The organism is Xenorhabdus kozodoii (assembly GCF_002632875.1).
In the GTDB taxonomy this organism is placed as follows: domain Bacteria; phylum Pseudomonadota; class Gammaproteobacteria; order Enterobacterales; family Enterobacteriaceae; genus Xenorhabdus; species Xenorhabdus kozodoii.
The window spans coordinates 99084-114700 of the sequence record NZ_NJCX01000004.1 but is presented as its reverse complement, the minus strand read 5'-3'; the positions used below and the strand labels follow the sequence as shown (position 1 = coordinate 114700).

11 protein-coding genes are annotated in these 15617 nt (G+C 46.0%); 10 read left to right on the top strand and 1 reads right to left on the bottom strand.

The genetic code is table 11. From position 1 onward, the window contains the following. From Xkoz_RS03820 to Xkoz_RS03775, 10 genes are all read left to right on the top strand, one after another. The coding region (locus tag Xkoz_RS03820) for an EF-Tu C-terminal domain-related protein (RefSeq protein ID WP_479688402.1) at positions 1 to 109 on the top strand (109 nt) is incomplete at its 5' end. 336 nt (positions 110 to 445) lie between these two features. Further along, entirely contained in the window at positions 446 to 829 is a 384-nt protein-coding gene (gene secE, locus Xkoz_RS03815) for a preprotein translocase subunit SecE (protein ID WP_099140840.1), read from the top strand. Between the two features lie 2 nt (positions 830 to 831). Then, positions 832 to 1377 (top strand): transcription termination/antitermination protein NusG, encoded by a 546-nt coding sequence (gene nusG, locus Xkoz_RS03810; RefSeq protein ID WP_045972997.1) that lies wholly within the window; start codon positions 832 to 834, stop codon positions 1375 to 1377. A gap of 214 nt (positions 1378 to 1591) precedes the next feature. Beyond that, on the top strand, positions 1592 to 2020 hold the full coding sequence (rplK, locus tag Xkoz_RS03805; RefSeq protein ID WP_092519797.1) for a 50S ribosomal protein L11: 429 nt from the start codon (positions 1592 to 1594) through the stop codon (positions 2018 to 2020). A 3-nt stretch (positions 2021 to 2023) separates the two neighbouring features. Next, the gene (gene rplA / locus Xkoz_RS03800; RefSeq protein ID WP_099140839.1) at positions 2024 to 2725 is read left to right on the top strand and encodes a 50S ribosomal protein L1; all 702 of its coding nucleotides are present in this window, start codon (positions 2024 to 2026) and stop codon (positions 2723 to 2725) included. A gap of 345 nt (positions 2726 to 3070) precedes the next feature. Continuing rightward, on the top strand, positions 3071 to 3568 hold the full coding sequence (gene rplJ / locus Xkoz_RS03795) for a 50S ribosomal protein L10 (protein ID WP_099140838.1): 498 nt from the start codon (positions 3071 to 3073) through the stop codon (positions 3566 to 3568). Between the two features lie 63 nt (positions 3569 to 3631). Beyond that, complete coding sequence (gene rplL / locus Xkoz_RS03790) at positions 3632 to 3997, top strand: 50S ribosomal protein L7/L12 (protein ID WP_045959641.1); 366 nt, start codon at positions 3632 to 3634, stop codon at positions 3995 to 3997. Positions 3998 to 4336: 339 nt separating this feature from the next. Further along, positions 4337 to 8365, top strand: a complete 4029-nt coding sequence (gene rpoB, locus Xkoz_RS03785; protein WP_099140837.1) for a DNA-directed RNA polymerase subunit beta — start codon at positions 4337 to 4339, stop codon at positions 8363 to 8365. Positions 8366 to 8513: 148 nt separating this feature from the next. Further along, entirely contained in the window at positions 8514 to 12740 is a 4227-nt protein-coding gene (gene rpoC / locus Xkoz_RS03780) for a DNA-directed RNA polymerase subunit beta' (RefSeq protein ID WP_099140836.1), read from the top strand. A gap of 92 nt (positions 12741 to 12832) precedes the next feature. Next, positions 12833 to 14110: a polysaccharide deacetylase family protein gene (locus tag Xkoz_RS03775; protein WP_099140835.1), complete on the top strand. Its 1278-nt coding sequence runs from the start codon at positions 12833 to 12835 to the stop codon at positions 14108 to 14110. A 548-nt stretch (positions 14111 to 14658) separates the two neighbouring features. Here Xkoz_RS03775 and loiP read toward each other — a convergent pair. Continuing rightward, positions 14659 to 15411, bottom strand: a complete 753-nt coding sequence (gene loiP / locus Xkoz_RS03765; protein WP_099140833.1) for a metalloprotease LoiP — start codon at positions 15409 to 15411, stop codon at positions 14659 to 14661. Positions 15412 to 15617: the final 206 nt, after the last annotated feature.

Genomic DNA, 15617 nt, shown 5'->3' with positions numbered 1-15617 from the left:
GATCGTTAACCTGATTGCCCCAATCGCGATGGACGAAGGTCTGCGTTTCGCAATCCGTGAAGGCGGCCGTACTGTAGGCGCTGGTGTTGTTGCTAAAGTGATCGCATAATTTTTTTAATGCGTTCATTTTGGAAGGGCATCGTTAGATGCCCTTTTTATACGTTGTCTTAAGAAGAACCTATCTCATCAATAGTTGTTCATAATTGGATATTTAATGGCAGATAATTTGCTATTTGATTGCTATTCTTAATTATTGGTGAGATAGGCTCTGATACAACGGATGGGCTTAGGTATCATTGATATATAAAAGTCCTACTGAATTATGGTACCGAGTCAGATACAATTACAATTATCTTTGGGTTCGGTCTGATTTGTTTTGCTCTTGCGAGGCAAGCTGGCTATCTATTTACATCATAGTTACTTACATATAGTTACAGGTTGGTTTATGAGTGCGAATAGCGATGCTCAAGAAAGCGGGCGTGGTCTTGATATAGCAAAATGGCTATTGGTGGCATTGCTGCTGGTGGTTGCTATTGTGGGTAATTACTATTACCGAGAGTATAACCTGCCTCTGCGCGCGATAGCCGTGGTTGCTATTGTTGCCCTTGCAGGAGCAGTTGCATTGTGGACTGTAAAAGGTAAATCTGCATTAGCATTTGCCCGTGAAGCCCGCGTTGAAATGCGTAAAGTCATTTGGCCAACTCGCCAGGAAGCTCTGCATACGACTTTGATTGTTGCTGCTGTGACGGCTGTCATGTCTCTTATCTTGTGGGGGCTTGATGGTATTCTGGTGCGTTTAGTTTCATTTATTACAGGCCTGAGGTTTTAAAAATGTCTGAATCCCCAAAAAAGCGTTGGTATGTCATCCAGGCGTTTTCTGGGTTTGAAGGTCGCGTCGCTCAATCTCTGCGTGAACATATCAAATTGCAAGAGATGGAAGATTCTTTCGGCGAAGTGATGGTGCCGACGGAAGAGGTTGTTGAGATCCGCAGTGGTCAGCGCCGTAAGAGCGAGCGTAAATTCTTCCCTGGTTATGTCTTGGTACAGATGGTGATGAACGATGCAACTTGGCATTTGGTTCGTAATGTACCTCGCGTAATGGGTTTTATCGGTGGTACTTCTGACCGCCCTGCACCAATCAGCGATAAAGAAGTTGATGCGATCATGAATCGTCTTCAACAGGTTGGTGATAAACCACGGCCAAAAACGCTGTTCGAACCAGGAGAAATGGTTCGTGTCAGCGATGGTCCGTTTGCAGACTTCAATGGTGTGGTAGAAGAAGTCGATTACGAGAAGAGCCGCTTGAAAGTATCGGTTTCTATCTTTGGTCGTGCTACGCCAGTTGAATTGGATTTCAGCCAGGTAGAGAAAGCCTAATCTGGTGATTAAGTAAGCGGATTTGCTTGCAAAGGGTGTGAGATTAGCATACAATTTCGCGCCTTTTGTTTTTTATCTGGGTATCATTTTTAGATGCTACTTAGATTGATGAATAGTTAGGTAATAGTTTTAGTGGCCTGGTCTTTTAGACGAGGTTCAAGTCGTCAGGGGAGCCTCATTTTGAGGCGATAAAACCCACATAGAGGAAAAATAAATGGCTAAGAAAGTACAAGCCTACGTTAAGCTGCAAGTTGCAGCGGGTATGGCTAACCCAAGCCCACCAGTTGGTCCAGCGCTGGGTCAGCAGGGTGTTAACATCATGGAATTCTGTAAAGCGTTCAATGCTAAAACTGAAAGCATTGAGAAAGGCTTGCCAATCCCAGTTGTTATTACTGTTTACGCAGACCGTTCTTTCACTTTCGTTACTAAGACCCCACCAGCGGCTGTTCTGCTGAAAAAAGCAGCGGGCATCAAATCGGGTTCTGGCAAACCGAACAAAGATAAAGTTGGTAAAGTCACCAGCGCTCAGGTTCGTGAAATTGCTGAGACTAAAGCTGCGGACATGACTGGTGCTGATGTTGACGCGATGATGCGTTCAATCGAAGGTACTGCTCGTTCCATGGGCCTGGTAGTGGAGGATTAATCAATGGCTAAACTGACCAAGCGCATGCGCACTATCCGTGAAAAAATTGATGCAACTAAACAATATGACATCAATGAAGCTGTTACTTTGCTGAAAGAACTGGCTACTGCTAAATTCGTAGAAAGCGTTGACGTAGCTGTTAATCTTGGCATTGATGCTCGTAAATCTGACCAAAACGTTCGCGGTGCAACTGTACTGCCACACGGTACTGGTCGTTCAGTACGCGTTGCTGTATTTACTCAGGGTGCAAACGCTGAAGCGGCTAAAGCTGCTGGTGCTGAACTGGTAGGTATGGAAGATCTGGCTGAACTGGTTAAGAAAGGCGAGATGAACTTCGACGTGGTTATCGCATCTCCAGATGCAATGCGCGTTGTTGGCCAATTGGGCCAAATCCTGGGCCCACGTGGTCTGATGCCAAACCCGAAAGTGGGTACTGTAACTCCTAACGTTGCTGAAGCGGTACAGAACGCTAAAGCAGGCCAGGTTCGTTACCGTAACGACAAGAACGGTATCATCCACACCACTATCGGTAAAGTTGACTTCGGCTCTGACAAACTGAAAGAAAACCTGGAAGCTCTGCTGGTTGCGCTGAAAAAAGCGAAACCATCTGTTGCTAAAGGCGTTTACATCAAGAAAGTTAGCCTGTCTACTACCATGGGTGCAGGTGTTGCGATCGACCAGTCTAGTCTGAACGCATCAGCTTAATAATTTAAGCTGAGAATAACGCTTTACCTTAGCGTCAGATTTGTCTAAAATCTGACGCTTCAAATTTGTCTGATGGTGTGTTTTAACACACAACCTTCGAAAAAGAAGGCGGTATCGGCAAATAACAAGTTTTCGGTTGGAGCTTGGCCTTAACCAAGCCCCGTCCAAGACCGCAGGCGTAAGATAAGTGATTACTTACTTAATATCCTGCGTAGACGGTGACAGAGCCAAATGAAATTTATTTTCTGGATTCTGCTCACCGTGTTTTAGCGCTCAGGCACATTCGGTGCTTTGAGTGAAGTGAGTTCCGGGGATTTCCCCGGTTAATCCAGGAGCAAGAAGCTAATGGCACTAAATCTTCAAGACAAACAAGCGATTGTTGCTGAAGTCAGCGAAGTAGCCAAAGGCGCGCTGTCTGCGGTTGTTGCGGATTCTCGTGGCGTTACCGTAGGTAAAATGACCGAACTGCGTAAAGCATGTCGTGAAGCTGGTGTTAGCGTACGTGTTGTACGTAATACCCTGCTGCGTCGTGCTGTTGAAGGTACTGAATATGAGTGCCTGAAAGAAGCGTTTGTGGGTCCAACCTTGATTGCTTTCTCTTCTGAACATCCGGGCGCAGCAGCTCGTCTGTTCAAAGAATTCGCGAAAGCGAACCCAGCATTCGAGATTAAAGCGGCAGCCTTTGAAGGTGAGTTCATTCCAGGATCAAATATCGATCGCCTGGCAACACTCCCAACTTACGAAGAAGCAATCGCACGCCTGATGTCAACCATGAAAGAAGCCTCTGCAGGCAAACTGGTTCGCACTCTGGCTGCGCTACGCGATCAGAAAGAAGCAGCTTAATTGCCTATTTCCTTCGTTGCTTTTTAACGTATAAACTTTTTCTGAATTTTAGGAACACTTGTTATGTCTATCACTAAAGAACAAATTCTGGACGCAGTTGCAGAAATGTCTGTAATGGACGTTGTTGAACTGATCAGCATGATGGAAGAAAAATTCGGCGTTTCTGCTGCTGCAGCTGTAGCTGTAGTTGGTGGTGCTGCTGAAGCAGTTGAAGAAAAAACTGAATTCGACGTTATCCTGACTGGCGTTGGCGCTAACAAAGTTGCTGTAATCAAAGCAGTACGTGGCGCAACTGGCCTGGGTCTGAAAGAAGCTAAAGATCTGGTTGAAAGCGCACCAGCAGCTCTGAAAGAAGCCATCAGCAAAGACGACGCTGAAGCTCTGAAAAAATCTCTGGAAGAAGCAGGTGCTTCTGTTGAGATCAAGTAAGATCTGTTTGAAGTTCGCAGCCTGATTTTCTAAGGCTGGCGGCTGGCGATTTTTTGATCGCCAGCCTTTTTGCGCTGTAGGGAATTAGTAGCGTTTCACACTGTTTGGCTGCTAATGAACCCAGAATACTTTTTCCTATTGACGACTTAATATACTGCGTTCTCAGCTACGATCCACTCGGGTAGCTCGGTAGTAAGGTAACGCAATGAAATGATTTAAGAGTAATAGCAATGAGTATTACGGAAAATATTCTATTTTCTGTTCGAAAAAATAGTGTTGCAGAGTGCTGTCCTTAAGGGCGGACAGAGTGGGTCACTTATCAGCGAGCTGAGGAACCCTATGGTTTACTCCTATACCGAGAAAAAACGTATTCGTAAGGATTTTGGTAAACGTCCACAAGTTTTGGATGTTCCATACCTTCTTTCTATCCAACTTGACTCGTTCCAGAAGTTTATCGAGCAAGATCCTGAAGGCCAAAATGGTCTGGAAGCGGCCTTCCGTTCAGTGTTTCCAATTCAGAGCTACAGCGGTAATTCAGAGCTGCAATATGTAAGCTACCGTCTTGGTGAACCTGTCTTTGATGTCAAAGAGTGTCAGATCCGTGGCGTCACTTTCTCCGCACCTTTGCGAGTTAAGCTGCGTCTGGTGATCTATGAGCGTGAAGCACCAGAAGGCACAGTTAAGGACATCAAAGAACAAGAAGTCTACATGGGTGAAATTCCACTCATGACTGATAACGGAACTTTCGTTATCAACGGTACTGAGCGTGTTATTGTATCTCAGTTGCATCGTAGCCCAGGCGTTTTCTTTGATAGCGATAAGGGTAAAACCCATTCATCCGGTAAGGTACTGTATAATGCACGTATCATCCCTTACCGTGGTTCATGGTTAGATTTTGAATTTGATCCAAAAGATAATTTGTTTGTGCGTATCGACCGCCGCCGTAAATTGCCGGCTTCGATTATTCTGCGCGCAATGAATTATTCCTCTGAAGAAATCCTGAATCTGTTCTTCAAAAAAACCGTTTTCGAAATCCGCGATACTAAATTGCAGATGACTCTGGTTCCAGAACGTCTGCGTGGTGAGACTGCTTCATTTGATATCGAAGCAAACGGCAAGATCTATGTTGAAAAAGGCCGTCGTATCACCGCTCGCCATATCCGCCAGTTAGAAAAAGAGCAGGTAGACCGTATTGAGGTGCCTGTTGAATATATCGCGGGTAAAGTTGTAGCAAAAGATTACATTGACCAGAACACAGGTGAAATCATCTGTGCTGCTAACATGGAACTCTCTTTGGATCTGCTGGCACGTCTGAGTCAGTCCGGTCACAAATCTATCGAGACCCTGTTTACCAACGATCTGGATCACGGTGCTTATATTTCCGAAACGCTGCGTATTGACCCAACCAATGATCGCCTGAGCGCACTGGTTGAAATTTATCGTATGATGCGTCCAGGTGAACCACCAACACGTGAAGCCGCAGAAAATCTGTTTGAGAACCTGTTCTTCTCCGAAGATCGTTATGATCTGTCTGCGGTTGGTCGCATGAAGTTCAACCGTTCACTGGATCGTGATGAGGTTGAAGGTTCCGGTATCCTGAGCAAAGAAGACATCATTGATGTGATGAAAAAGCTCATTGATATCCGTAACGGTAAAGGTGAAGTTGACGATATCGACCACTTGGGCAACCGTCGTATCCGTTCCGTTGGTGAAATGGCTGAAAACCAGTTCCGCGTCGGTCTGGTTCGTGTAGAGCGCGCAGTAAAAGAGCGTTTGTCTTTGGGCGATCTGGATACCCTGATGCCACAGGACATGATCAACGCCAAACCTATTTCTGCGGCGGTGAAAGAGTTCTTTGGTTCCAGCCAGCTCTCCCAGTTCATGGATCAGAACAACCCACTGTCTGAAATCACCCATAAACGCCGTATTTCTGCGTTAGGCCCAGGCGGTCTGACCCGTGAGCGTGCGGGCTTTGAAGTTCGAGACGTACACCCAACTCACTATGGTCGTGTATGTCCAATCGAAACCCCTGAAGGTCCAAACATCGGCCTGATTAACTCATTGTCCGTTTATGCGCGCACCAATGAGTATGGTTTCCTTGAAACACCTTACCGCTTAGTTCGTGATGGCGTAGTGACGGATGAAATCCACTACCTGTCAGCCATCGAAGAAGGTAACTACGTCATTGCTCAGGCAAACACCGTATTGGATGAAGAAGGCCACTTCGTTGAAGAATTGGTAACTTGCCGTCATTACGATGAATCCAGCTTGTTCAACCGTGATCAGGTTCAGTACATGGACGTTTCGACACAACAGATCGTGTCCGTCGGTGCTTCCTTGATCCCATTCCTTGAACACGATGACGCCAACCGTGCATTGATGGGTGCGAACATGCAACGTCAGGCGGTTCCAACTCTGCGTGCTGATAAGCCGCTGGTCGGAACTGGTATGGAGCGTGCGGTAGCGGTTGACTCTGGTGTAACCTCGGTGGCTAAACGTGGCGGTATGGTTCAATACGTTGACGCATCCCGTATCGTTATCAAGGTTAATGAAGATGAAATGTACGCAGGTGAAGCGGGCATTGATATCTATAACTTGACCAAATATACCCGCTCAAACCAAAACACCTGTATCAACCAGACGCCATGTGTTTCTTTGGGTGAACTGGTAGAACGCGGTGACGTACTGGCTGATGGTCCATCCACCGATTTGGGTGAATTGGCACTGGGTCAGAACATGCGCGTGGCGTTCATGCCGTGGAATGGTTACAACTTCGAGGACTCCATCCTCGTCTCTGAGCGTGTTGTTCAGGAAGACCGTTTTACCACCATCCACATTCAAGAACTGGCTTGTGTGTCTCGTGACACCAAATTGGGGCCTGAAGAAATTACGGCTGATATCCCTAACGTGGGTGAAGCTGCACTGTCTAAACTGGACGAATCCGGTATCGTTTATATCGGTGCGGAAGTGAAAGGTGGCGACATTCTGGTTGGTAAAGTGACACCAAAAGGTGAAACTCAACTGACCCCAGAAGAAAAACTGTTGCGTGCGATCTTCGGTGAGAAGGCGTCTGATGTGAAAGACTCCTCACTTCGCGTACCAAACGGTGTTTCTGGTACTGTTATCGACGTACAAGTCTTTACCCGTGATGGCGTAGAGAAAGACAAGCGTGCGTTGGAAATCGAAGAAATGCAGTTACGTGAGGCTAAGAAAGACCTGACTGAAGAACTGCAAATTTTCGAATCTGGCCTGTTTGCTCGTATTCACTCTGTACTGGTTGCCGGCGGTATTGAAGCGGAAAAACTCAACAAACTTCCTCGTGGACGTTGGTTGGAGCTGGGACTGGCTGATGAAGAAAAACAAAATCAGCTAGAACAGTTGGCAGAACAGTATGACGAACTGAAAGTCGAGTTCGAGAAAAAACTGGATGCTAAACGCCGCAAGATCACTCAGGGCGACGATCTGGCGCCGGGCGTGCTGAAAATTGTCAAAGTGTATTTGGCGGTGAAACGTCAAATCCAGCCGGGTGACAAGATGGCAGGTCGTCACGGTAACAAAGGTGTTATCTCCAAGATCAACCCGATCGAAGACATGCCTTACGATGAAAATGGCACACCGGTTGACATCGTACTGAACCCGCTGGGCGTACCATCACGTATGAACATCGGTCAGATTCTGGAAACTCACTTGGGTATGGCGGCAAAAGGCATTGGTGACAAGATCAATGCGATGCTGAAACAACAGCAAGAAGTGGCCAAACTGCGTGAATTTATCCAGAAGGCTTATGATCTGGGTGACGATACTCGTCAGAAAGTTGACTTGAAGACTTTCTCTGACGAAGAAGTGATGCGTCTGGCAGAAAACCTGAAAAAAGGTATGCCAATCGCAACCCCAGTCTTTGATGGTGCAAAAGAAACCGAAATCAAAGAGCTGCTGAAATTGGGTGGCTTGCCGACTTCCGGTCAGATCACACTGTTCGATGGCCGTACTGGTGAACAATTCGAGCGTCAAGTAACCGTGGGTTACATGTACATGCTGAAATTGAACCACTTGGTTGATGACAAGATGCACGCCCGTTCTACCGGTTCTTACAGCCTGGTTACTCAGCAACCGCTGGGTGGTAAGGCACAGTTCGGTGGACAGCGCTTCGGTGAGATGGAAGTGTGGGCATTGGAAGCATACGGTGCGGCGTACACCCTGCAAGAAATGCTCACCGTTAAATCCGACGATGTTAACGGTCGTACCAAGATGTATAAAAACATCGTGGACGGTAACCACCAGATGGAACCAGGCATGCCGGAATCTTTCAACGTATTGCTGAAAGAAATCCGTTCGTTGGGTATCAACATCGAGCTGGAAGACGAATAAATCGTTTTCCCGCTGGTACTGCCCGGCATAAGAATGTCGGGCAGTTTACCAGCCAGTGGTTGCATTGGTCCCAGTGGTTATACTGGTTATAGAGGTGAGTGGCATGGGCCACTCACCTAACAGGTCTAACTCCGACAGGAGCCATTTCGTGAAAGACTTATTGAAGTTTCTGAAAGCGCAAACCAAGACCGAAGAGTTTGATGCTATCAAAATTGCTCTGGCCTCTCCAGATATGATCCGTTCGTGGTCATTCGGGGAAGTAAAAAAGCCAGAAACCATTAACTACCGTACGTTCAAGCCTGAGCGTGACGGTCTTTTCTGTGCGCGTATTTTCGGGCCAGTAAAAGACTACGAATGCTTGTGTGGTAAATACAAGCGTTTGAAACACCGTGGTGTGATTTGTGAGAAATGTGGCGTTGAAGTCACCCAGACTAAAGTTCGTCGTGAACGCATGGGACACATCGAGCTGGCATCTCCGACCGCTCACATCTGGTTCCTGAAATCTCTGCCATCCCGCATCGGTTTGTTGCTGGACATGCCTCTGCGCGACATTGAACGCGTACTGTATTTCGAATCCTATGTGGTTGTCGAAGGCGGCATGACCAACCTTGAGCGCAGCCAAATCCTGACTGAAGAACAGTATTTGGATGCACTGGAAGAGTTCGGTGATGAATTTGATGCAAAAATGGGTGCAGAAGCGATCCAGTCTTTGCTGAAAAATTTGGATTTGGAAAACGAATGTGAAACCTTGCGTGAAGAGTTGAACGAAACCAATTCTGAAACCAAACGTAAGAAGCTGACTAAGCGTATTAAACTGCTGGAAGCCTTCATTCAATCTGGTAACAAACCAGAATGGATGGTTCTGACCGTTCTGCCAGTTCTGCCACCGGATCTGCGTCCATTGGTTCCATTGGATGGTGGTCGTTTCGCAACCTCAGACCTGAACGATCTGTATCGTCGCGTTATTAACCGTAACAACCGTCTGAAACGTCTGCTGGATCTGGCTGCACCAGACATTATCGTACGTAACGAAAAACGTATGTTGCAGGAAGCGGTTGATGCGCTGCTGGACAACGGCCGTCGCGGTCGTGCGATCACGGGTTCCAACAAGCGTCCTCTGAAATCCTTGGCAGACATGATCAAGGGTAAACAGGGTCGTTTCCGTCAGAACTTGCTGGGTAAACGTGTTGACTACTCAGGCCGTTCTGTCATTACCGTAGGTCCATACCTGCGTCTGCATCAGTGTGGTCTTCCTAAGAAGATGGCACTGGAGCTGTTTAAGCCATTCATTTACGGCAAGCTGGAACTGCGTGGTTTGGCGACGACTATCAAAGCCGCCAAGAAAATGGTTGAGCGTGAAGAAGCCATCGTATGGGATATTCTGGATGAAGTTATCCGTGAGCACCCTGTTCTACTGAACCGTGCACCGACTCTTCACCGTTTGGGTATTCAGGCATTCGAACCCGTTCTGATCGAAGGTAAAGCGATCCAGTTGCACCCATTGGTGTGTGCGGCTTATAACGCCGACTTCGATGGTGACCAGATGGCTGTTCACGTACCGTTGACACTGGAAGCCCAGTTAGAAGCGCGTGCGTTGATGATGTCTACCAACAACATCCTGTCTCCAGCGAGTGGTGAACCTATCATCGTTCCCTCTCAGGACGTTGTATTGGGTCTCTACTACATGACCCGTGACTGTGTTAACGCGAAAGGCGAAGGCATGGTTCTGACCGGTCCTAAAGAAGCAGAGCGCGTTTACCGTGCTGGCCTGGCTTCTCTGCACGCCCGTGTCAAAGTTCGTATCACTGAAGAAGTGAGAGATGGCGAAGGTAATGTCACCGTTAATACCGGTCTGGTGGATACCACTATCGGCCGTGCCATCCTGTGGATGATCGTACCAAGAGGTCTGCCATACTCGCTGATCAACCAGGCGCTGGGTAAAAAAGCCATCTCCAAGATGCTGAATACCTGTTACCGCGTACTGGGCCTGAAACCGACCGTTATCTTAGCTGACCAGACCATGTATACCGGTTTTGCTTACGCTGCCCGTTCAGGGGTATCCGTAGGTATCGACGACATGGTTATTCCTGAGAAGAAAGAAGGCATTATCGCGGAAGCGGAAGCAGAAGTGGCCGAAATTCAGGAACAGTTCCAGTCAGGTTTGGTAACGGCTGGCGAACGTTATAACAAAGTTATCGATATCTGGGCTGCGGCGAACGAACGTGTTGCGAAAGCGATGATGGAAAACCTGTCTTCTGAAACAGTGATTAACCGTAACGGTGAAGAAGAACAGCAGGTTTCCTTCAACAACATCTTTATGATGGCCGACTCCGGTGCACGTGGTTCTGCGGCTCAGATCCGTCAGTTGGCGGGTATGCGTGGTCTGATGGCAACACCAGATGGCTCCATCATCGAAACCCCAATTACCGCGAACTTCCGTGAAGGTCTGAACGTACTTCAGTACTTCATCTCAACCCACGGTGCTCGTAAAGGTCTTGCGGATACCGCATTGAAAACGGCGAACTCCGGTTACCTGACCCGTCGTCTGGTTGACGTTGCCCAAGACTTGGTCGTGACTGAAGATGACTGTGGTACTCTCGATGGTATCCTGATGACTCCGGTTATCGAAGGTGGGGATGTTAAAGAGCCACTGCGTGAGCGTGTATTGGGTCGTGTGGCGGCAGAAGACATTCTTAAACCCGGTACAGCGGACATCTTGGTTCCACGTAATACTCTGCTAAACGAAAAATGGTGTGATCTGTTAGAAGAAAACTCCGTTGACAGCGTGAAAGTACGCTCCGTAGTTAGCTGTGAAACTGACTTTGGTGTTTGTGCGAACTGTTACGGTCGCGACCTTGCGCGTGGTCATTTGATCAACAAAGGTGAAGCGATTGGTGTTATCGCAGCACAGTCAATCGGTGAACCAGGTACACAGTTGACGATGCGTACGTTCCACATCGGTGGTGCGGCATCTCGTGCGGCAGCAGAATCCAGCATCCAGGTACGTAACAAAGGTCACCTGAAACTGACCAACGCGAAATTCGTGACTAACTCAGCGGGCAAACTGGTTATTACCTCTCGTAATACCGAATTGCGCCTGATCGACGATTTCGGTCGTACTAAAGAAAGCTATAAAGTCCCTTACGGCTCGGTATTGGCGAAAGGCGATGGTGAGACAGTAACCGGCGGCGAAACCGTTGCGAACTGGGACCCACATACCATGCCAGTCGTGAGTGAAGTCTCCGGTATTATCCAGTTCTACGACATGGTTGATGGTCAAACGATTACCCGTCAGACGGATGAATTGACTGGCCTGTCTTCACTGGTCGTTCTGGATAGTGCAGAGCGTACGGGTAGCGGTAAAGACCTGCGTCCAGCACTGAAAATCGTAGATGCTCAGGGTAACGACGTTCTGATCCCAGGTACAGATATGCCTGCTCAGTACTTCCTGCCGGGTAAAGCGATTGTTCAGTTGGAAGATGGTATATCCATCTCTGCGGGTGATACATTAGCGCGTATTCCTCAGGAATCTGGCGGTACTAAAGATATCACCGGTGGTCTGCCACGCGTTGCTGACCTGTTCGAAGCCCGTCGTCCGAAAGAGCCTGCTATCTTGGCAGAAATCAGCGGTATTGTTTCCTTCGGTAAAGAAACCAAAGGTAAACGTCGTCTGGTAATTAGCCCTCTGGATGGTAGTGAAGCCTACGAAGAGATGATCCCTAAATGGCGTCAGCTCAACGTGTTCGAAGGTGAGGTTGTTGAACGTGGTGACGTGATCTCCGACGGTCCAGAATCTCCACATGACATTCTGCGCCTGCGTGGTGTTCACGCGGTTGCTCGTTACATCACCAACGAAGTACAGGAAGTTTACCGTCTGCAAGGCGTTAAGATTAACGATAAACACATTGAAGTTATCGTTCGTCAGATGCTGCGTAAAGCGACTATTGCGAATGCGGGTAGCTCTGAATTCCTTGAAGGTGAGCAGGTTGAATACGCACGCGTTAAAGTTTCGAACCGCAAACTGGAGCAGGAAGGCAAAGTAGCCGCTATCTTCCAGCGTGATCTGTTGGGTATCACCAAGGCATCACTGGCAACAGAATCCTTCATTTCTGCGGCATCGTTCCAGGAAACAACCCGTGTTCTGACTGAGGCAGCCGTTGCAGGTAAACGTGATGAGTTGCGTGGTCTGAAAGAGAACGTCATCGTTGGTCGTCTGATCCCAGCGGGTACAGGTTATGCTTACCATCAGGAACGCATTCGTCGTCGTCAAGAAAACGTAGCGGTTGAAGCACCACAAGTGAGTGTTGACGAAGCCTCTGCAAATCTTGCTGAATTGTTGAATGCTGGTTTCGGTAGCAGCAGTGATAGTGAGTAATCATATTATTTAGGTATACTAAATATAGATATAGCTAATTGTAAAATGCCCTCTCATAGTAGAGGGCATTTTTTATTGGATGGAAAATGAAAATGAGACGAGTTATTTATATTCTTACAATGGCTTTGTTAGCGTTTTTGATCTGTTTTTCCAATCCAGCTTTAGCGCAATATCATGACTTTCCACATTGTCGTTACATGGAGGTGACTAAAGACAGCGAAATTTATTCCTGGGTAGGCGAGCACCTTATCAAGGTTGGATTATTAGAGGAAGGGCAAGCTTTTAAAATTGCTGGAGAAGAAAGGGAAGAAAGGGAAGAAAAGAACTATTATGCGTTTCATTTTGGTAATGGGATAGGTTATATAGCCAAAGAAAATTTAAAGGAAATTAAAAGTTCTGAGTTTCCCAGCGATCCTTTTAATACTCTTCGCAAAAAAGCCGCCGAAAATCTGATGATATTCAGGGAGATTCGAGTCTATAGCACACCTGATACAAACAGCCAATCAATAGCGATTTTAATGGAAAATCTTCGTTATCCAGTTTTAGATAAATTAAAAGATCCTTCCAATCACACTTGGTACGAAATTAATTTGGGTGATCGATTAGGCTACATTAGTGATCGGGATGCTGAACCGGATAATGGCATTCCTTTGTTAACTTATCACCATATCCTTAAAGATAAAAACCATTTTCTACATACCTCAACAACCACATCCCAGGCTGCTTTTCGTGAACAAATGGCTTATTTGAAGCGGGCAGGTTATACCACAATCTCATTATATGAATTGGAAGGGTACTTAAATGGTTCCATTAATTTGCCGGCAAAAGTGGTTGGTTTGACTTTTGATGATGGGCTGAAATCCGTTTATCGTTATGCCTATCCGATTTTGCAAAAGAATGGTCAGAAAGCGACACTCTTTATTATTTCATCCAGAATTAAGCGTCATCCGCAGAAATGGAACCCCAATACCCTGCAATTCCTGAGCCTCCCTGAATTATATGCCATGCAGGATGTATTTGATTTTCAATCTCACACCCACTTTTTGCATCGTCTGAGAAAAAATAAACAGCCCATCCTATTGAGTCGGTCATACCACAATGTTTTGTATGATTTCGAACGTTCCAGACGAGTAATATCACAACTCAATCCTCATGTATTTTATCTCTCCTATCCTTTTGGTGGATATAATCCAAAGGCAATAAAAGCGGCTAAACAAGCTGGATTTCATTTGGCTGTCACCACGGTACAGGGAAAAGTTAAGTTGGGGGATAATCCTTTTTCTTTGAAACGATTATATATATTACGGACAGATCCGATTGAAAAAATGGCAAAAATGATTGCGAATAAGCCTGATTTTACGATAGATTGACAATTGAATATATACCAATCCAACTTCAATTTGCCGTTTGCAAACCAATGGAAGTGCTGATATCTCCCCGCTGCGCGGGGAGATATAAAACGCATCTTGAAAGGCGACTGGTATAGGATGTGAAATTATCTATTCGATAAATAATAAGAGGGCATTCTTATTGTGATGATTTTTTACTGAGGATGGAATTAATGGATTTTTTGTTATTAATACTGGAAATTTTTTATAAATCCATAAAATGCATTATCAGGTTTTTTGTATGGATATTTAAGATTGCAGTGAAGGATGTTGTTATTTCTTTTCTTTCTGTGATTATTTTATTTTGTATTATATTTTCATTCATAATTCCTAAATTTGTTTTTGGTGCTTTATTGTTGCTAATTTTTATTTATTGGGTTTATAAATATCGTAGAAAAATAAGGGATTATCTGAGTTAAAAGCCGTGGTATCTGGACTCCGAAAGCGGTTATGCCCCGTGATTTCCAGCCTTAACCATCAAACCGCAGCCATCCCCATCTGGTGGGGATGGTGAATTTGTACAGAACTTATTATTTCTTGTCTGCTGCGATACGATCACGAACGTGTTGAGCACGCTCCTGTGAAGGCGGGTGTGAATCAAACATGCTGGTTTCACCACTGCCCAGTTTAGCCAGTTTCTCGAAGCTAGTTACTAGACCTTCAGTTTTGATATTGCGTTTTTTCAGTAGATCATAAGAGAAGTCATCGGCCTGACTTTCCTGATGCTGTGAGAATTGTGAGTTGAGCAGTTTTTCACCCAGTTCTGCAAGCTGGGAATCGCTCAATTGTGCGGCTACACCACCGGCTGATGCGGCTGCGTTACGTGCAGCAACTGCGGCATAAGCAACCTGCATTGCTTTACGAGAATGACCCAGTGCAACGTGACCCATTTCATGACCCAGAACGCCTTCGACTTCGTTGTCGTTCATCATGTTCATCAAGCCGCTGTATACACGCACACAACCGTTAGCCATTGCCCATGCGTTCACATCCTTAGTCAGATAAACTTTATAGTTAACCGGTGTACCGTTAACTTCCTTACCTAATGCTTTGGCGATTTTGTTCAGACGCTTAGTGTATTGGCTGGATGCTGGTGCAATTTTATTTTGTGCATCCATATCACGACATGCCTGGTCAGCTAACTGCTTAGCATCAGAATCACTTAGCGTCGCCGCCTGGAATAATTGCATTCCGGATTGAACCAGCATTCCCTGATCAATATTCTTACAACCTGTCAGAATGACAGCAGAAACAGCCACTGCAACAAGAGTTTTAATTTTCATAACATTTTTTTCCTTTGCAATACATACAACTATAGTATTTTTAGAGCCATAAAAGACTATGGGTTTTACTAAAAATAACAATAGAAATAAGCGCCAATATTTATGATTATGTGAGTTTGGTAACATTTTTGAAAAATAATAAAAACATAAGAAAAATAATTTATACCAATCCAATTTCAAGTTGCCGCTTGCAAACCCATTTGAGT